This window comes from Leisingera sp. NJS204, assembly GCF_004123675.1.
In the GTDB taxonomy this organism is placed as follows: domain Bacteria; phylum Pseudomonadota; class Alphaproteobacteria; order Rhodobacterales; family Rhodobacteraceae; genus Leisingera.
In genome coordinates this window covers 13,048-30,803 of record NZ_CP035418.1, presented here as the reverse complement: position 1 = coordinate 30,803, position 17,756 = coordinate 13,048, and the positions used below count along the sequence as shown (strand labels likewise).

Here is a 17,756-nt window from a genome sequence, read left to right as displayed (position 1 = left end):
AGAGTTTTGCTCTCCATACGCAGGCGAAAAGGCAAGGCCAGCCAGGAAAAATAGCAACCTAACTGACCAAACCTGAAGAAGTCGCACAGTCATCTACCTGCTCGTTGCATCACAGCTTTCGAAGCTAACATATGCCCATATCCTGAGGCCATCCAATTTGAGCTCAAGCCGGCAATTCGAGATTGAATGCATACCACCGCGTCACTTCTCACCCGTAAGGCTTTTCAGCCCTTCGGTATTTGAGGTCTCCGGGCTGCCAAGCCTTGTTCCTGTTGCGCTAGGCGGTGACAGTCCTGCTTTGCGCGGCCAGTGGCATTTCTGAATGGGGTTTGCAATCTAAACCCCTAGAAACCGGTCCGCCACTTCTGCCGGCAGTTGGCCGATGCCACCGCCCCAAGCATTGCTGCCCTTGTTCAGGATCACCGCACGGTCTGCAATAGCCGACAGCTCCTTCAGCGACTTGTCCACCACCAGAATGGCCAGCCCCGCCTCACGCTTGAGGCGCCCAATCGCGGCCCAGATCTCTTGCCGGACCACAGGCGCCAAACCTTCGGTTGCCTCGTCCAGGATCAGCAGACGCGGGTTGGTCATCAAGGCGCGGCTTATGGTCAGCATCTGCTGCTCGCCGCCCGACAACGATCCGGCTTTCTGGCTTCGCCGTTCCTCCAGCCGCGGAAACAGCTCTGCTGCTTTCTTGAAATCCCACGGGCCAGGGCGTGCTGCAGCCGTCAGGTTTTCCTCAACCGTCAGCGGCGCAAAGCAGCGCCGTCCTTCGGGCACCAGCCCGATACCCAGCCGGGCAATCTTGTAAGAGGGCAGCCGGCGCAGGTCGTGGCCGTCAAACCGCAGCTCTCCCTTGGTGGCTGCAAGCATGCCGCAAATGGTCTTGATGGTGGTGGATTTGCCCATGCCGTTGCGGCCCATCAACGCCACCACTTCGCCCTCGGCGATGTCCAGATCGACCCCGAACAGCGCCTGCGCCGGGCCGTAGGCGGCTTCAACCCCTTGTAAAGACAGCAGGCTCATGCGGCGTCCTCCTCTCCCAGATAGGCACGGCGCACATCGGAATTGGCGCGGATCTCGTCCGCGGTGCCGGTTGCGATGATCTGGCCGTAAACCAGTACGCTGATCCGGTCGGCCAGGGCAAAAACCGCGTCCATGTCGTGCTCCACCAAAAGGATCGGCGCCTCCTGACGCAAGCCGTCAAGGAAGCCCGTCAGCGCCTTGGAGCCTGCGGACCCAAGCCCGGCCATCGGCTCATCCATCAGGAACAATTTTGGCTGCAGCGTCAGCGCCACGGCGACCTCCAACTGGCGGCGCTGGCCGTGCGACAGGTCGGCAGTGCGGCGATGCGCGTCCTGTGCCAGCCCGACCCGCTCCAGCGCGTCGCCTGCCTGCTCCAGCAGTTCCGGATCCTTCATCACGTTGCGGAAAAACCGGAACGGGCCGCCCCTGCCCCCCAAAGCGCCCAGCACAGCGTTCTGCAGGACGCTGTAGTCCATCGCCAGCGCCGAGATCTGGAACGTCCGCCCCAGCCCCATCCGCGCCCGCGCAACGGTATTCAGCCCAGTCACATCACGCTCCAGCAGCTCAACCGAGCCGCTGTCGGGCGCCAGATTGCCCGCGATCTGCTTGATCAGGGTGGATTTTCCCGCGCCATTGGGGCCGATCAGCGCGTGGATTTCGCCCGCCCGCAGGTCCAGCGACACATCGCGGCTCGCCTGCAGCGCGCCAAAGCTCTTGTTCAGGCACTTGGTTTTCAGAACCGTTTCAGCCATGCGCCTTCTCCCGTCCGGCAATGGCTCCGATCAGCCCGCCGCGGGCAAACAGCACGATCAGAAGCAGCAAAACGCCCAGGAAGATCTGCCAGTAATCACTGATCCCGCCCAGAAGATGCTCCAAGAGGATGTACAGCGCAGCGCCCGCCACCGGCCCGTACAGCCGCCCGACACCGCCAAGGATTACAAAAATCATGATCTCGCCGCTGGTGTGCCAGCTGAGCATGGTGGGGCTGACGAACCGGTTCAGATCGGCAAACAGCGCCCCTGCCAGCCCGGTGACAGCACCGGAAATCACAAAGGCGGTCAGCCGCAGGGTAAAAGGCGTAAGGCCCACTGCCTCCACCCGGTCCTCGTTCTGGCGCGCGGCGGCCAGTGCCAGCCCAAAGGGTGAGCGCGCAAGCCGGGCGGCAAAAAACAGCGCGCCGCACAGGATCACATAGGCTATGGCAAAGAACTGGATCGGGTCCAATGTGTTCAGGCCCGGGAAGTCATTCCTGACCCAGATCGACAGCCCGTCCTCGCCGCCATAGGCGCTCCAGCTGATCGCGAAGTAATACAGCATTTGGCCGAACGCCAAGGTGATCATGATGAAATAGACGCCCGAAGTGCGCAAGGACAGTGCGCCGATCACCAGCGCCGCAAGCGCGCTGAACACCACCGCCACCAGCCAGATCAGCGGCATCTGGTTGCTGCCTTCAAACAGGAACGGCCAGTCAAACAGCGGCTCATAGTTCTGCGCATGGGCGGCAAGGATGCCCATGGCATAGCCGCCAATGCCGAAAAACGCCGCATGGCCCAGGCTGATCAGCCCGCCCTGCCCCAGCGCGATGTTCAGCCCCACCCCGGCCAGCGCCAGGATCGCAGCCTTGGTTGCCAGGGTGATGATGAACGGCTCATCCAGGCTCCACGCTGCCAGCGGAACAATCAGCAGCGCCGCAATCATTGCCCAGTTCAGCAGGGTTTCGCGGGTCAGCATCATGCGCTCCCTCCATAAAGGCCCGAGGGGCGCACCAGCAGAACCGCCGCCATCAGAATGTAGATCAGCATCGAGGCCAGCGACGCACCCGCCGAGGCCGCACTGGCAGGCTCCATGAACAGGGTGAAAAGCCGCGGCAGGAACACCCCGCCCAGCGTGTCGGTCATCCCCACCAGCAGCGCGCCGGCCAATGCGCCCTTGATCGAACCGATGCCGCCGATGACGATCACCACAAAGGCCAGGATCAGCACCGGCTCGCCCATGCCGACCTGCACCGATTGGATCGCGCCCACCAGCGCGCCGGCCAGACCGGCCAGTGCGGCGCCAAGGGCAAACACCAGCGTGTAGAGTTTGGAGATATCGACACCAAGGGCGGCAATCATCTCGCGGTCGGCTTCGCCTGCGCGGATCTGGATGCCAATTCGCGTGCGGGCGATCAGCAGGAACAGGCCCGCGGCGATGGCCAGCCCAATCAGGATGATCGCCAGCCGGTACAGCGGGTATTCAATGCCGCCCGGCAGGGTAACCGGCCCCGACAGATAAGACGGAACATCCAGAAACAGCGGGAAAGATCCGAACAGCCAGCGGGTGCCTTCGGAAAAGATCAGGATCAGCGCAAATGTCGCCAGCACCTGGTCCAGATGGTCGCGCCGGTACAGGCGGCGGATCACCACCAGCTCCATCAGCGCCCCGGCTGCGGCGGCGGCGGCAAGGCTGGCGATCAGCGCCAGCAGGAACGAGCCGGTCCAGCCCGCCACCGCGGCAGCTGCAAAGGCGCCCACCATATAGAGCGAGCCATGGGCCAGATTGATCAGCCCCATCACCCCGAACACCAGCGTCAGCCCGGCGGCCATCAGAAACAGCATGACGCCGAACTGCAGCCCGTTCAGGATCTGCTCCAGAACTAGAATATAGGTCATTTGAATTTCCGAAGGGGTAATTTTGCCGCGGCGGAGGCGCTGTGGCGCCTCCGTTTGACGGTCTGTCTTACATCTTGCACTCGCCGGCGTAAGCGTCGGCGTGGTCGCTCAGCCCGGTGGCGATGATCTTGTTGGTAAAGACGTCACCTTCCTTGATCACTTCGCGGACATAGATGTCCTGCACCGGGTGATGGTTGTCACCGAATTTGAAATCGCCGCGGACCGATGCGAACTCTGCCGCCTTCAGTGCTGCACGGAAGGCATCCGCATCGGAGGCCTCAGCCTTGTTCAATGCGCTCAGGATCAGGTTGGCGGTATCAAAGCCCTGGCTGGCATAAAGCGAGGGAAGACGGCCGTATTTTTCCTGAAAAGACGCGACAAAACCGGCATTGGCCGCGTTGTCGATGTCCTTGTTCCACTGCGAGGTGTTTTTGACCCCCAGCGCGGCGTCGCCCACTGCCTGCAGGATGCCCTGATCGAACGAGAACGCAGGACCAACCACCGGCAGGTCCACACCGCTGCCAGCGTATTGTTTCAGGAAGGAAATCCCCATGCCGCCGGGCAGGAAGAAATAGACCGAGTCGGCACCGGAGGCGCGGATCTGCGCGATCTCAGCAGCATAGTCGGTCTGACCCAGCTTGGTATAAATCTCACCGGCCAGTTCACCGCCGTACATCCGTTTGTAGCCGGTCAGCGCGTCCTTGCCCGCCGGGTAGTTCGGCGCCAGAATGAAGCTGTTTTTCAGATCTACCTCATTGGCATAGGCACCCGCGGCCTCGTGCAGGTTGTCGTTCTGCCAGGCAACGTTGAAGTAGTTCGGATGGCAGCGCTTGCCCGCCAGCGCCGACGGTCCGGCGTTCGGCGACAGGTAGAACACACCCTGCGCAGTGGCAGCGGGCACCACCGCCATCGCCAGGTTGGACCAGATGATGCCGGTCAGGATATCCACCTTTTCGGACTGGATCATCCGGTCAGCGATCTGAACCGCGGCATCGGGTTTGCGCTGATCGTCCTCGATCACCACCTCGACACCGTCGCGGCCGTCCTGTTCGATTGCCAGCATAAAGCCGTCGCGCACGTCCACACCCAGCCCCGCGCCGCCGCCGGACAATGTGGTGATCATGCCGATCTTGGTGTCAGCCTGGGCCGCAGCCGCCAGCGCCGGGACTGCTGCTGCCATGGCGAGCATCCGAATGGTCTTCATTACGTCTTTCCTCCCAGAACATACCCTGGACCGAAGCCAGGGTTTTGGATCAAATGCTTGCGACTTTAACGCCGCCCCGGCAGAAGCCAAGACCCGCTGCAGCCTGCATCTCCCCGGCTGATCTTCCGCCAGCCCTTGATACGAGCCTACGCAGGCTTGAAGATTTATTTCAAGTATAAAATATATAGGGCAACAATGTTGCCTACCGGTCCGGAACCGTTCCGAAAACCGGACCCGGGCTGCGAGGGGCCAGCCCCTCGCGCTCCCCGGAGTATTTGGAGAAAGATGAAGAAGGGCCGGCAGGACCGTGCTGCGCGCCTAGGTCAGCCCGGTCCAAAGTAGGCCGCCAAATGGTCGATCAAGGCGCGGATCCGCGCCGTCAGATGGCGGCTGGGCGGGTAAACAGCGTAGAGCGTGATCGGGTCGGTTTCCTGTTTTTCGAACAGCACTTGCAGTCTGCCGTCCTGCAGAAACGGCAGTGCAGTATAGTGCGGGCAACGGGCAATCCCCAGGCCGCTGGACGCCATATGGGCCACCGCACGCGGTGAATTGGCGCGAAAGCTGCCGCCGACAATTATGGTACGCTGCCGGTCCTTGCGGCCAAAGGTCCAGGCATCCGGCTGCGGCGAGGTCATCTGCAGCAGGCAGTTGTGGGTGGCCAGTGTTTCAGGTTCGGCGGGGGTGCCCTGTGCCGCCAGATAGGCCGGCGACGCCACCACCACCAGCCGCATGGCGCAGAGTTTTCGGGCTACCAGCGTCGAATCCTTGAGGGTTCCAAAACGGACCGCCAGATCCACCCCCTCCTCCAAGATAGGCAGATGGCGGTCGGACAGAACCAGCTCAACCGTCACATTGGGGTGCATCTGCTGGAACGGCTGCAGGGCTTCGACCAGCTCGCGGCTGCCAAAGCCGGTGGGGGCGGTGATCCGGACCGGGCCTGCCAGCTCTTGCTGGCGCAGCTGCACCACATCCTCCAGCTCGTCGAACTGATCCAGCAGCGGCAGGCAGCGCTCCAGATAGGCGCGGCCCGTGTCGGTCAGCGTCACCTTGCGGGTGGTGCGGTTCAGCAGCTGCGCACCCAGCTGCTCCTCCAGCCGGGCGACATATTTGCTGGCCAGTTTGGTGCTGATCCCCAGCTGCAAGGCACCGCTGGTAAAGGAGCTTTGCGCCGCAACGGCGGCAAAGGTGCGCATGCAGTCCAATTTGTCCATCACGTCTCCCCCGGCGCGGCGTTTTATGAACCCTGCATACACAATCAATCGCCAAAAGAGAATATTATCGCCTATGCCTGCGGCCGCTATCTTGCCTGTGTCTTCAACACCTCATGGCACATGCCACAGAAAAGGACCCCGAAACATGTCGCATTCCATCCGCATTCACAGCTTCCCCCTCTCCGGCCACGCCCACCGGGTGGAGCTGTTCGCCAATCTTGCCGGCATCGCCCACGAGGTGATCAACGTCGACCTCGCAGGCGGCGAACACAAGCAGCCCGCCTTCCTGGCGCTGAATCCTGCCGGCCAGGTCCCGGTGATTGAGGACGGCAGCACCGTCATCACCGATTCCAACGCCATTCTGGTCTATCTCGCCCGCAAATACGCGCCGTCCTGGCTGCCGTCCGATCCGGTTCTGGAAGCGGAAGTGCAGAAGTTCCTGACCTTGGCCGCAGGCGAAATTGCCTTTGGGCCCGCTGCAGCGCGGCTGATCACCGTCTTCAACGCAGCCCTGGACGCGGAGTTCTGCGCCACCGTCGCCGCCCGTGTGCTGGGCAAGATCGATGCCCATATGGAGGGCCGCAGCTTCCTGGCCGGCGACGCCCCCACAATCGCCGACGTGGCGGTCTACTCTTATGTGGCACACGCGCCCGAGGGCGGTATCTCGCTGGAACCCTACCCGAATGTGCGCGCCCATCTGGCCCGCATCGAAGGCCTGAACGGTTTCAAGCCGATGCCCGCCACCAAGGTTGGCCTCGCGGCCTGACCCCTTGCGCGGCGGCTCCTTTGGCGGCTGCCGCCTCTTTCTTTCAGCAAACAGGAGGTTTCCATGACTCCCTTTGACGCAGACAGCCCCTCTCCCTTTCATGAGGGCGAGCAGGAAATGCAGCGCCGCGCAGGCAAGCGCGACGCAATGGAAGCCTTCGCCCGCCGGGTGATCCGCCCCTTTATGCCCGATCAGCACCGGGAATTTTATGCGCAGCTGCCGTTTCTTGCGGCAGGCGCGGTGGATCATCAGGGCTGGCCCTGGGCAAGCCTGCTGAGCGGCCCGCCCGGCTTTGCCGCAACGCCGGATGCGCGGCATCTGCATGTTTCGCTGAGCGACGGCACAGGGGATCCTGTCCATGCCGCCATCCGCAAAGGTGCCCCCTTGGGGCTGTTGGGGATCGAGCTGCACAGCCGCCGCCGCAACCGGGTCAACGGCCGGGTCATTGCTGCCGCGCGCAACGGGTTTACCCTGCGGGTCGATCAGTCCTTTGGCAATTGCCCGCAATACATCCAGCTGCGGGACTTGAAGCCGGCTGAGCCGCAGCCGCCTGCCAAGCCGCAGCGCTTTGACAGGTTTGACAGCGCCCATACTGCGCTGATTTCCGATGCCGACATGTTCTTTGCCGCCAGCCATGTGCCTGCAGCGGATCACCCTGAACGCGAAGGCGTCGATGTCTCGCACCGGGGCGGGCGGCCCGGCTTTGTCCGCATCGACGGCAACACCCTCACCATCCCCGACTTTCCCGGTAACAACCATTTCAACACGCTGGGAAACTTCCTGCTGAACCCGCGCGCGGGCCTGGCGTTTGCGGATTTTACCACCGGCAGCCTGCTGCTGCTGACCGGCACGGTTGAACTGCTGGGCGAAGACCACCCGGATGTCACCGCCTTTCACGGCGCCGAGCGCGGCTGGCGCTTCACCCTGCGCCAAGGCGTCTGGCTGGAGGGCGCTCTGCCATTCCGCGCCGAACGCGGTGATTTGTCACCCAACTCAGGTTTGACGGATACCTGGGCCGAGGCCGAGGCCCGCAAAACCCTGGAAACACAGCGCAGCACCTGGCGCCGCTTCCGGATTGCGCGTGTCGAACAGGAAAGCACCTCAATCCGCTCCTTTTATCTGCAACCGGAGGATGGCGGCCCGCTGCTGCCGTTTGAGGCTGGCCAGTTCCTGACCCTCCGCGCCACGCCGCCCGGCGCTCAAAAACCGCTGTTGCGGACTTACACCGTGTCTTCTGCACCAGGCGAAGGCCACTATCGTATCTCGGTCAAACGCGAGGAAAACGGCACCGTGTCCCGCCTGCTGCATGACGCCCTGCAGCCGGGTTCGGTGATCGAGGCCAAAGCCCCGCGGGGCGCGTTCTTTCTGGATGCCTCAGACCGGCGTCCTGCACTTCTGGTCGCAGGCGGCGTCGGCGTCACCCCGATGATCGCCATGGCCCGGCATGTTCTCCGCGAGAGGCTGCGCATCCGGCATCTGCGCCCGCTCACCATCCTGCACGCAGCCCGCACAGTGCAGGACCGCGCCTTTGCCCGCGAATTCCGTGCATTGGAGCAGGCCTCTGGCGGGCAGATCCGCTATTTCTCCCTGATCAGCACGCCTGCAAAGGGCGAAACCGAGGGTCGGGATTTCGATCTGGAAGGCCGGGTCAATGCTGAAATCCTGCAACAGCTGCTGCCGCAGGAAGGGGCTGATATCTATCTCTGCGGTCCCGGCGGGTTTATGCAAGCTGCCTATGACGGCCTCCTCAGTCTTGGGGTTGATGACGCGGACATCCACGCCGAGGCGTTCGGGCCGTCCGCCTTGGCGCGCACCGCAGATGCCCCGCCTGTCCATGAAACCGTGCCAGAAACGGAAACCGCCATTGTCCGCTTCACCAGATCCGGATTTGAACAACCATGGACCCCTGCAGACGGCACCCTGCTGGAACTGGCCGAAAACCATGGCCTGACGCCCGAATTCAGCTGCCGATCCGGCAAGTGCGGCAGCTGCAGCACCCGGCTGCTGGCAGGCAAGCTCGCCTACCGAACCCCGCCTTCTGCCGAACCTGTGGAGGGTGAAGCTCTGATCTGCTGTGCCGTCCCTGCCACTGGTGCAATCGAACTGGATTTGTGACCCGGCCCCGCTCCTGACCCCACTGCGCACGATTTTTCTGGACAAGACTGTCCAGGATCGCCGATCAATTGGACAGGAATGTCCAAAAGGCGGATTCGGGGGGGCCCGGCCCCGCGGCAGCAGACAGGGAGCAAGCCCATGAAATCGCACTATCGTGCCGTTGTTATCGGGGGCGGCGTTGTCGGCGCCTCCGTCCTTTATCACTTGGCGAAATTCGGCTGGACCGACGTCTGCCTGATCGAGCGTTCGGTGCTGACCGCCGGGTCCAGCTGGCACGCCGCGGGCGGGTTTCATGCGTTGAACGCCGACCCGAACATCGCCTCGTTGCAGGCCTACACAATTGACCTGTTGTCCGAAATCGAACAGGAATCCGGCCAATCCGTCGGCATGCATATGACCGGCGGCATGACCCTGGCAGGCACCCCGGACCGCTGGGAATGGCTGCAATCGGCCTACCGCACCTTCCAATCCATCGGCATTGACGATTGCCGCCTGATCACCCCGCAGGAAGCGGGTGAGCTGTGTCCGATCATGTCCACCGAAGGCATCCTCGGCGGCATGTGGGCCGACCGCGAGGGGTACGTCGACACCACCGGCACCGTGCACGCCTATGCGGGTGCTGCCAAGAAACGCGGCGCGGAAGTGATTGAGAACAACCGGGTGCTGGAACTGCATCAGGTGGACGATGGCTGGCAGATCGTCACCGAAAAAGGCACCATTCACGCCGAACATGTGGTCAACGCCGCCGGTCTTTGGGCCAAACAGGTGGGGCGCATGGCGGGCGTAGACCTGCCGGTCTCGCCGCTGAACCACCACTACCTGATTTCCGACACCATTCCCGCACTGGAACAGCTCGATTTCGAGGTGCCGATGACCGTCGACCTCGAAGGCTTCACCTATATGCGGCAGGACCAAAAGGGCATCCTCTTGGGTATCTACGAGATCGACCATCAGCATTGGATGATGGACGGCGCGCCTTGGGAGTATGGCTTTGAGCTGCAGCAGGAAGACCCTGACCGGATTGAACGTGAACTGACGCTGGGGTTCGAACGCTACCCGGCGCTGCAAACCACCGGCGTCAAGACCTGGGTCAACGGCGCCTTCACCTTTGCCCCCGACGGCAACCCGCTGGTCGGCCCGGTGCGCGGCAAGCCCGGCTACTGGTGCGCCTGTGGCGTGATGGCGGGCTTCCTGCAGGGCGGCGGCGTCGGCAAATCGCTGGCTGAGTGGATGATCCATGGCGAGCCGGAGGCGGATGTTTTCGGCATGGATGTGGCGCGTTTCGGCGACTACGCCCAGAACAAGCGGTTCATCAAGGAGACCACCGGCCAGTTCTACACCCGCCGCTTCGTGATGACCTATCCGAACGAGCAATTGCCCGCAGGCCGCCCGCTGAAGAAGGCCCCCGCCTATTCGGACATGACCCGCGCAGGCTGCCGCTGGGGCGCCAGCTACGGGCTGGAAATCCCGCTGTACTTTGCTCCGTCGGAGGACTTCACCGAAACCCCGACCCTGAAACGCTCCAATGCCTTCGGCATCGTCGCCGAGGAATGCAAGGCGGTGCGCGAGGCCGTGGGACTCTTGGACATCTCCGCCTTCTCCCGGTTCGAGGTCTCGGGTACGGGCGCCGAGGCCTGGCTCAACCGCATCATGGCGTCAAAACTGCCCAAGCCGGGCCGCGCCAAACTGGCGCCGATGCTGTCATCCGAGGGCCGCCTCAAGGGCGACCTCACGGTGTTCAACTGGGGCGGCGGAACATGGTGGATCATGGGCAGTTACTACTTGCGCGAATGGCACATGCGCTGGTTCCAGGATCACATGGGCGAAGGGGTCGAGTTGCGCGATGTGACCGATGCCGTTACCGGCTTCAGCCTCTCCGGCCCGAACAGCCGCAAGATATTGGAAAAGCTGACAGACGGCCCCATCGCAGACCTGCCCTTCATGGGCTGCGGCACCTTCGACATCGGCATGCTGCGCCTCAAGGTTGGCCGCCTCTCTGTCGCGGGCGAACTGGGATACGAACTTCACTGTTCCGCCGCCGAACACATCACCCTGCGCGAGACCCTGCTGAAGGCTGACGCGGACCTGGGGCTGCGCGAAATCGGCTTCAATGCGCTCCTTAGCCTGCGGCTGGAGAAAAGCTTTGGCATCTGGAGCGCCGAATTCACCCAAGGCTATACAGCGGCGCAGACCGGCATGGACCGCTGGATCGACTGGCAAAAGGACTTCATCGGCCGCGAGGCCGCGCAGAAGGAACGCGAGGCAGGCGGCCCCGCACAGGTCGTTGTGACGCTGGAAGTCGAGGCGACGGACGCAGACGCCAGCGGCTACGAACCGGTCTGGCAAGGCGGAACCCGCGTCGGATTTGTCACCTCCGGCGGCTATGGCCACAGCACCGGAAAATCGCTGGCAATGGCAATGGTGGACCGCGACGCAGCCGTTGAAGGCACTGGCTTGACCCTGCACATCGTCGGCCAGGAACGCGCCGCGCGGGTGATTGCCCCTTCCCCCTATGACCCCTCCGGCACAGCGATGAGAGGCTGACCCGATGACCCTTGAGAACGAAGGCAATTCCCGCGGGCGCCGCCGGACCCGCAAATCCGCAGCCGGGGCCGCGCCGCAGCGCAATGTGAATTACCGCCAGCTGAAAAACCCATTTCCGCTGATGGAGGTATTCCCGGAGCATCAGATCGCGGACATGCACGAAACCGCGCTGAAGATGCTCGAGGAACTGGGCATGAAGGTGCTGTTGCCCGAGGCGCGCCGGATCTATGCCAAGGGCGGTGCCCGCGTCGATGAAGACAGCCAGATGGTCTATATTGGCCGCGACATCATCGAGGCGGCGCTGGCCACCGCGCCCCGCTCAATCATCTGCCGGGCCGGGGCGCGGGAGCGCGACATCACGCTGGAGCTGGGCAGCCTGGTGTTTCAGGCCGGTGCAGGCGCGCCCAATGCCACCGATCTGGAGCGCGGACGCCGCCCCGGATCAGCGCAGGATTACCTGGAATATCTGCAGCTTACCCATCACTTCGACGTCTTTCACATGATCTCCCCCCAGGTGGAGCCGCAGGACGTGCCGATGCATCTGCGCCACTATTTCACCACCGAGGCGCAAATGACGCGCACCGATAAGTTCCCCTTCATCTTCTCACGCGGGACGCCGCAGGTGATGGATTGTTTCGAGATGATCCGCGATTTCCGCGGGCTGTCGGATGCGGATTTCCGGTCTGAGCCGCGCTGCTACACCATCATAAACACCAACAGCCCGCGCACGCTGGATATTCCGATGGCGCAGGGGCTGATCGACTTTGCACGGCACGGCCAGGTTTCGATCATCACGCCCTTCACGCTGATGGGGGCCATGGCACCGATCACCGTTGCGGGCGCCATCACCCTTAGCCATGCCGAGGTGCTGGCGGCCCTGACGCTGACCCAGCTGACCAATCCCGGCGCGCCGGTCTGTTATGGCACTTTTACCTCCAACGTGGACATGAAGTCCGGCGCGCCTGCGTTCGGCACCCCGTCGCATTTCCAGGCGTCCTTGGCGGCAGGCCAGCTGGCGCGCTTCCTCGGTCTGCCCTGGCGGTCGGCTGCGGGGTCGGCGTCAAACAGCAATGACGTGCAGGCGGCAAATGAGAACCAGATGGGCCTTTGGGGCTGCCTGATGGCAGGCGCCACGGTAATCATCCACTCGGCCGGCTGGCTGGAGGGCGGGCTGTCAGTGTCTTATGAAAAGCTGATCACCGACGCCGAAGTGCTGAACATGATTGCCGAGCTGTGCGCCGGAGCCCAGGCCGGCACGGACGAGATCGGCTACGACACTGCGATCAAGGAGGTGGAGCCAAGCGGCCATTTCTTTGCCACTCCCCAGACCATGGCGCGCTATAATACAGAATTCTACGAACCCGTGGTGCATGACTATGCCAATTTCGGCACCTGGAGCGAGCGCGGGGCGTTGGACGCCAACCAGCGCGCAACCCGGGTCTGGAAGGACATCCTGGCCCATGATAACCGGCCCAAGACTGACGACACCCGCGTTGAGGCTTTGAAGAGCTTCATCGCCAAGCGCACCGCCCAGGGCGGCGCACCGCCGGAGAGCTGACATGGCCAAACGCGCCGCCCCGGTGTTGCACCGGGATAACCCGGACAAGGAACCCCTTAGCGGCCATGTCAAAGTGACGCCCGAGGACTGGCTGAACGTGGCCCGCGACCTGCTGATCAGCGACGGGGTGGCAGGCGTCAAGGTGCTGGCCATCGGCGAGCGGCTGGGCGTCTCGCGCTCCAGCTTCTACTGGTATTTCAAAAGCCGCAAGCACCTGCTGGAGGCGCTGCTGGACGATTGGGAGACCCGCAACACCGATCCGATCCTTACCCATTGCGAATTGCCGGCCGGCAATGTTTCCTGGGCGGTCTGCAATTTCTTCCGCTGTTTTGTCGATCCGGAGCTGTTCGACGCGTCGCTGGACTTTGCAGTCCGCGAATGGTCGCGGCGCGACGGCAACGTGCGCAACCGGATCGATGCGGCGGATGCACTGCGGCTGGAGGCGGTCACCGCCATGTTCATGCGCCACGGGTATGCGCCGTATGAGGCCGATTCCCGCGCCCGGATCCTGTATTTCATGCAATGCGGCTACCACGCGCTGGAGGTGCGCGAACCGATGCAGGCCCGCACCGCGCGGCTGGAAGGGTATTTGCTGGGATTCACCGGGGCAGAGCCTGATCCGGAGGCGGTCGCAGCCGCCCGGGCCTTTGCCGAGGGTAAGATGGCCTCCTGACACCCCGGCGCCTGCGGCAATGGCAGGAGCGAGGGGCCGGCCCCTCGCGCTCCCCGGGGTATTTCCAACCAGAAAGAAGCAGCCCCTGAAGTGTCAGCGCCGGTTGTGGAAGATGAAGCCGATGAAATTCAACAAGAGCTGTGCAGCCAGAATCTGAGTGCTTTCCGAAGGGTCATAGGCTGGGGCCACTTCCACCAGGTCGATACCGGCAACATCGCCGCGTTTGCTGAGACCCTGCAGGATCTCCAGCACGTCGTAATACTGGAAACCGCCATGGCTCGGCGTGCCGGTGCCCGGCGCGATCGACGGGCAGAAGGCGTCGATGTCAATGGTGACGTAATAGCGGGCACCTTTAGGGATGCGCGCCAGCACCGCATCCGTCCCCAGCTTGCGCACCTGGCGAACCGACAGAATGTCCGAGCCGCGCGCCCGTGCGTCAGTATACCCTTCGCGGGCGGTGGAGGACACATTGCGAATGCCCAGCTGGGTCATTCCGGAGACATAATCCTTTTCGATCGCACGGCGCATCGGGTTGCCGTGCCCGTCCGTAACCCCATGACGTACATCGACAAAATCCAGATGCGCGTCAATCTGCACCACATGGATCGGGCCGTTTCCGGCGCAGTCTGCGGCGTAGGCGCTGATGCAGGGAATGTTGATCGAATGATCGCCGCCGATCGTGACAGGCAAGGCGCCGGCTGCCAGGATCTTCTTCACGCCGTATTCGATATTGGCGTGGCTTTCCTCAGTCTTGGTGTGGATGATGTCAGCATCGCCCAGATCGACGATCCGCACATCTTCGCCCAGGTAGGTGGCGTCATCTTCGTGGTCGTAAGCGCCGGCATGGCCGAAGCTGAACAGCGTCGAGGCCTCGCGCACTGCGCGCGGGCCGAAACGCGCGCCTGGGCGGAACTGGCAGCCGGAATCAAACGGCGCGCCAAGGATGGCAACGTCAGCGTTTATGCTGTCCCAATCCTCGACATAGGGTTTCTTGCCGAAGGTGGCGATGCCGACAAAGGGCAGGTTCAGGCGGCCGGCTTCGTAACCGTGTCCAGACATATGTGTCTCCATTTGCGGGTCCGGCAGCACCTCAGCACAGATCACTGTATGAAAAAATATTATGCTGTTTATCTTCACATGAAAGATTATCATGCAATGCCTGCAGGACCGCCGGGGAGGAACAGGCACGTGAAACTGCTGCGCAACACGCTGCTGGAAACTTTTGTCACCGTGACCGACTGCGGCGGGTTCTCCGATGCGCAATATGCGTTGGGGATCACCCAATCCGCCATCAGCATCCGCATCCGCGATCTGGAAACCGCGCTCGGCTACCGGGTGTGCGAGCGCGGCCGCGGCGGGTTCCGGCTGACGGAACGCGGCGCCATCGCCTATCAGAAGGCCCGCAGCATCCTGCGCAGCGCCCGCGATTTCGACGCCGAACTGCTGGAGCTGCGCGATGCGGTCACCGGCGATCTGCGCATCGGCGTGGTCGATGCCGTGAGCAGCCTGCCCGGCCTCAATCTGGCCCAGGCCCTGCAGCGTTTTCTGGCCCGCCCGAACGAGGTGCGGCTGGAAATCGTTGTCGCCTCTCCTGCTGGTTTGACCCAGCAGCTGATCTCAGGCGCGCTGAATCTGGCCATTGCGCCGTTTCGCAACCAGGTCACGGACCTGTCATATGAGCCGCTGTGCCGCGAAGAGCACCGGCTTTATTGCGGCCGGGACCACCCTTTGTTCACAGCGCCGGATGCGTTGATCAACCCGCAGGAGATCGCCAGGTATCCGCACTGCCAGCGTTCTTATGACAGGCCTGTCTCTCCCGGTCTTGACCGCCCGGATCCAACTGCAGTGGCCGCCAATATGGAAGCGATGGCGATGCTGATCGAGACCGGGCAATATCTGGGTCCGCTGCCGGTGCATTTCGCGGAAAGCCGGGTCAAGGCAGGCCGGTTCCGGGAGCTGGCACACCCGCAGTTGCGCTGGCAGTCCGCCTTTTCGCTTGCCGTCCGGCGCAGTCAGGTCCAGCGGCGCGCGGTGGAACTGTTTGGCCAGGATATGCGCGACGCCTGCAGCGCGGCCCTGTAAAGCCCGAAGGCGCCGGGCCAGACACATGTGCGGCACCCGCCAAAAGGCGCCGCCGCGGCCCAGCCGCCCGAGCCAAAGCGCAGCTCGGCATCCCCTTGATCCGGCGCCTCGGATCTGGCCCAGCAGCAGCCGCCGCGCCCGCAGGCTGGACAAGGTTCCCCCCATTGCCGCACTATCCGGGTATTGGCCGTTTCGTGCGGAACCTTTGCGCAATAGCGCGCGTTCTCCTTTGCGACAGCAATCTGCCCGTCTCTGCGGCTCCAAAGGAAGTGATCACCCCGTGAATGCAATGCCCGGTACAAGGACGCATTCTATAACGACAAAAGCCAGGCACGCGGATCCAACCGCACCGCCAAGCCCCTGAAGGAGCGACGGAAAACATGTCCCAGATATCCAGCACCGTACTGGCGCTGCTCGAATTCCTGTCTTATGCGTTTATCTTTGCCTTCGGCGCCGGCGTTTTGTGGCTGGTGGTGATCTACATCCGCGACAAGACCCAGACCGACAGCACTTTGCGCCGCAATTACCCGGTGGTGGCCCGTTTCCGTTATTTCTTCGAACATATGGGGGAGTTTTTCCGGCAGTATTTCTTTGCCCTGGACCGCGAGGAGATGCCATTCAACCGGGCCGAACGCTCCTGGGCGTACCGCGCAGCCAAGAATGTGGATTCCACCGTCGCCTTCGGCTCCACCCGCGATCTGCGCCCGGCGGGCACGGTCTATTTCGCCAACTGCCCCTTCCCGGCGCTGGAGCAGGACGCCAGGGATCCAGCGGCTGTCACTATCGGGCCCTATGCCCGCACGCCGTATACCACCGCATCGATCTTCAACATTTCCGGCATGAGCTTTGGCGCCATTTCCGTTCCCGCCGTGCGGGCGCTGTCGCATGGCGCCAAAAAGGCCGGGATCTGGCTCAACACCGGCGAGGGCGGATTGTCGCCCTATCACCTGGAGGGCGGCGCCGACATCGTGTTCCAGATCGGCACCGGCAAGTTCGGCGTGCGCAAGCCCGGGGGCGGCTTTGACGAGGATAAGCTGCGCGCGGTCGCGGCGCATGACTGCGTGCGTATGTTCGAACTCAAGCTCAGCCAGGGCGCCAAACCGGGCAAGGGCGGCATCCTGCCCGGCGCCAAGGTGACCGAGGAAATCGCCGCCATCCGCGGCCTTACCCCGGGCGAGGACGCCATCAGCCCCAACCGCCATCCCGAGGTCGACTGCGTCGGCGATCTGCTGGACATGATCGCCTATGTCCGCGACGTGACCGGCAAGCCGGTGGGCTTCAAGGCGGTGGTCGGCGCCTATGGGTTTGTCGAAGGGCTGTGCCAGGAAATCCTGTCGCGCGGTGTTGAAAGCGCGCCGGACTTCATCACCATCGACAGCGCCGATGGCGGCACCGGCGCCGCCCCGATGAGCCTGATCGACAATATGGGCATGCCCCTGCGCGAAAGCCTGCCGCTGACGGTGGACATCCTGACCCGCTACGGGTTGCGCGGCCGCATCAAGGTCTGCGCCAGCGGCAAGCTGATCAACCCGTCCGAGGTTGCCTGGGCGTTCTGCGCCGGAGCGGATTTTGTGAACTCGGCGCGCGGTTTCATGTTTGCGCTTGGCTGCATCCAGGCGCTGCAGTGCAACAAGAACACCTGCCCCACCGGCATCACCACCCATGACCCCAAACTGCAATTCGGCCTGGATCCTGCCAGCAAATCCGAACGCGTCGCCTATTACGCCAAAAACATGGTTAAGGAGGTCGGCATTCTCGCCCACAGCTGCGGCGTTGCCGAACCGCGGCTGCTGAAACGCTATCACGCCAGGATTGTGATGGATAACGGCCGCTCTGTCTCGATGGAGGAGCTGTTTCCGGTGCCGGAACAGAAACACGCAGCGGAATAACCTCATCCGCCGTCAACACCACATTCAACGAACAGGA

Annotated in this window: 14 protein-coding genes; 7 read left to right on the top strand and 7 right to left on the bottom strand. The window is 63.1% G+C overall.

Translation table 11 applies throughout. From position 1 onward, the window contains the following. Nucleotides 1-336: 336 nt before the first annotated feature. The 6 genes from ETW24_RS20805 to ETW24_RS20780 form a co-directional block, all read right to left on the bottom strand. Nucleotides 337-1,026, bottom strand: coding sequence for an ABC transporter ATP-binding protein (locus ETW24_RS20805; RefSeq protein WP_129373021.1), 690 nt, complete (start codon nucleotides 1,024-1,026; stop codon nucleotides 337-339). Then, nucleotides 1,023-1,778 (bottom strand): ABC transporter ATP-binding protein, encoded by a 756-nt coding sequence (locus ETW24_RS20800; RefSeq protein ID WP_129373020.1) that lies wholly within the window; start codon nucleotides 1,776-1,778, stop codon nucleotides 1,023-1,025. The genes ETW24_RS20805 and ETW24_RS20800 overlap by 4 nt, the downstream gene beginning before the upstream one ends. Further along, a complete protein-coding gene (locus ETW24_RS20795; protein WP_129373019.1) occupies nucleotides 1,771-2,760 on the bottom strand; it encodes a branched-chain amino acid ABC transporter permease in 990 nt (329 codons plus the stop codon). The genes ETW24_RS20800 and ETW24_RS20795 overlap by 8 nt, the downstream gene beginning before the upstream one ends. Continuing rightward, nucleotides 2,757-3,677 carry a branched-chain amino acid ABC transporter permease gene (locus tag ETW24_RS20790; RefSeq protein WP_129373018.1) on the bottom strand — a complete coding sequence of 307 codons (921 nt, stop codon included), beginning with the start codon at nucleotides 3,675-3,677 and terminating at the stop codon, nucleotides 2,757-2,759. The genes ETW24_RS20795 and ETW24_RS20790 overlap by 4 nt, the downstream gene beginning before the upstream one ends. 67 nt (nucleotides 3,678-3,744) lie before the next feature. Continuing rightward, nucleotides 3,745-4,881 (bottom strand): ABC transporter substrate-binding protein, encoded by a 1,137-nt coding sequence (locus ETW24_RS20785; RefSeq protein ID WP_129373017.1) that lies wholly within the window; start codon nucleotides 4,879-4,881, stop codon nucleotides 3,745-3,747. Between the two features lie 323 nt (nucleotides 4,882-5,204). After that, complete coding sequence (locus ETW24_RS20780; protein WP_129373016.1) at nucleotides 5,205-6,092, bottom strand: LysR family transcriptional regulator; 888 nt, start codon at nucleotides 6,090-6,092, stop codon at nucleotides 5,205-5,207. A 145-nt stretch (nucleotides 6,093-6,237) separates the two neighbouring features. On the opposite strand from ETW24_RS20780, the gene ETW24_RS20775 reads away from it, so the two are divergent. From ETW24_RS20775 to ETW24_RS20755, 5 genes are all read left to right on the top strand, one after another. Then, the gene (locus tag ETW24_RS20775) at nucleotides 6,238-6,858 is read left to right on the top strand and encodes a glutathione S-transferase family protein (protein WP_129373015.1); all 621 of its coding nucleotides are present in this window, start codon (nucleotides 6,238-6,240) and stop codon (nucleotides 6,856-6,858) included. Between the two features lie 63 nt (nucleotides 6,859-6,921). Further along, nucleotides 6,922-8,973 (top strand): FAD-binding oxidoreductase, encoded by a 2,052-nt coding sequence (locus ETW24_RS20770; protein ID WP_129373014.1) that lies wholly within the window; start codon nucleotides 6,922-6,924, stop codon nucleotides 8,971-8,973. A 138-nt stretch (nucleotides 8,974-9,111) separates the two neighbouring features. Beyond that, a complete protein-coding gene (locus tag ETW24_RS20765) occupies nucleotides 9,112-11,517 on the top strand; it encodes a GcvT family protein (protein WP_129373013.1) in 2,406 nt (801 codons plus the stop codon). Nucleotides 11,518-11,521: 4 nt separating this feature from the next. Next, entirely contained in the window at nucleotides 11,522-13,075 is a 1,554-nt protein-coding gene (locus ETW24_RS20760; RefSeq protein WP_129373012.1) for a trimethylamine methyltransferase family protein, read from the top strand. Between the two features lies 1 nt (nucleotide 13,076). Continuing rightward, nucleotides 13,077-13,748: a TetR/AcrR family transcriptional regulator gene (locus ETW24_RS20755; RefSeq protein ID WP_129373011.1), complete on the top strand. Its 672-nt coding sequence runs from the start codon at nucleotides 13,077-13,079 to the stop codon at nucleotides 13,746-13,748. A gap of 93 nt (nucleotides 13,749-13,841) precedes the next feature. On the opposite strand, the gene speB is transcribed toward ETW24_RS20755, so the two are convergent. Continuing rightward, nucleotides 13,842-14,807, bottom strand: a complete 966-nt coding sequence (gene speB, locus ETW24_RS20750; RefSeq protein WP_129373010.1) for an agmatinase — start codon at nucleotides 14,805-14,807, stop codon at nucleotides 13,842-13,844. 129 nt (nucleotides 14,808-14,936) lie between these two features. Between speB and ETW24_RS20745 the strand changes: the two genes are divergently transcribed. After that, nucleotides 14,937-15,830 carry a LysR family transcriptional regulator gene (locus ETW24_RS20745; protein ID WP_129373009.1) on the top strand — a complete coding sequence of 298 codons (894 nt, stop codon included), beginning with the start codon at nucleotides 14,937-14,939 and terminating at the stop codon, nucleotides 15,828-15,830. Nucleotides 15,831-16,210: 380 nt separating this feature from the next. Beyond that, on the top strand, nucleotides 16,211-17,719 hold the full coding sequence (locus ETW24_RS20740) for an FMN-binding glutamate synthase family protein (RefSeq protein ID WP_129373008.1): 1,509 nt from the start codon (nucleotides 16,211-16,213) through the stop codon (nucleotides 17,717-17,719). Nucleotides 17,720-17,756 lie beyond the last annotated feature (37 nt).

Bases quoted from the DNA above. Each gene is read 5' to 3' on its own strand.
- ETW24_RS20800 (WP_129373020.1), bottom strand. From the start codon at position 1,778: ATGGCTGAAACGGTTCTGAAAACCAAGTGCCTGAACAAGAGCTTTGGC.
- ETW24_RS20795 (WP_129373019.1), bottom strand. From the start codon at position 2,760: ATGATGCTGACCCGCGAAACCCTGCTGAACTGGGCAATGATTGCGGCG.
- ETW24_RS20780 (WP_129373016.1), bottom strand. From the start codon at position 6,092: ATGGACAAATTGGACTGCATGCGCACCTTTGCCGCCGTTGCGGCGCAA.
- ETW24_RS20785 (WP_129373017.1), bottom strand. From the start codon at position 4,881: ATGAAGACCATTCGGATGCTCGCCATGGCAGCAGCAGTCCCGGCGCTG.
- ETW24_RS20770 (WP_129373014.1), top strand. From the start codon at position 6,922: ATGACTCCCTTTGACGCAGACAGCCCCTCTCCCTTTCATGAGGGCGAG.
- ETW24_RS20740 (WP_129373008.1), top strand. From the start codon at position 16,211: ATGTCCCAGATATCCAGCACCGTACTGGCGCTGCTCGAATTCCTGTCT.
- speB (WP_129373010.1), bottom strand. From the start codon at position 14,807: ATGTCTGGACACGGTTACGAAGCCGGCCGCCTGAACCTGCCCTTTGTC.
- ETW24_RS20790 (WP_129373018.1), bottom strand. From the start codon at position 3,677: ATGACCTATATTCTAGTTCTGGAGCAGATCCTGAACGGGCTGCAGTTC.
- ETW24_RS20755 (WP_129373011.1), top strand. From the start codon at position 13,077: ATGGCCAAACGCGCCGCCCCGGTGTTGCACCGGGATAACCCGGACAAG.
- ETW24_RS20805 (WP_129373021.1), bottom strand. From the start codon at position 1,026: ATGAGCCTGCTGTCTTTACAAGGGGTTGAAGCCGCCTACGGCCCGGCG.
- ETW24_RS20760 (WP_129373012.1), top strand. From the start codon at position 11,522: ATGACCCTTGAGAACGAAGGCAATTCCCGCGGGCGCCGCCGGACCCGC.
- ETW24_RS20775 (WP_129373015.1), top strand. From the start codon at position 6,238: ATGTCGCATTCCATCCGCATTCACAGCTTCCCCCTCTCCGGCCACGCC.
- ETW24_RS20765 (WP_129373013.1), top strand. From the start codon at position 9,112: ATGAAATCGCACTATCGTGCCGTTGTTATCGGGGGCGGCGTTGTCGGC.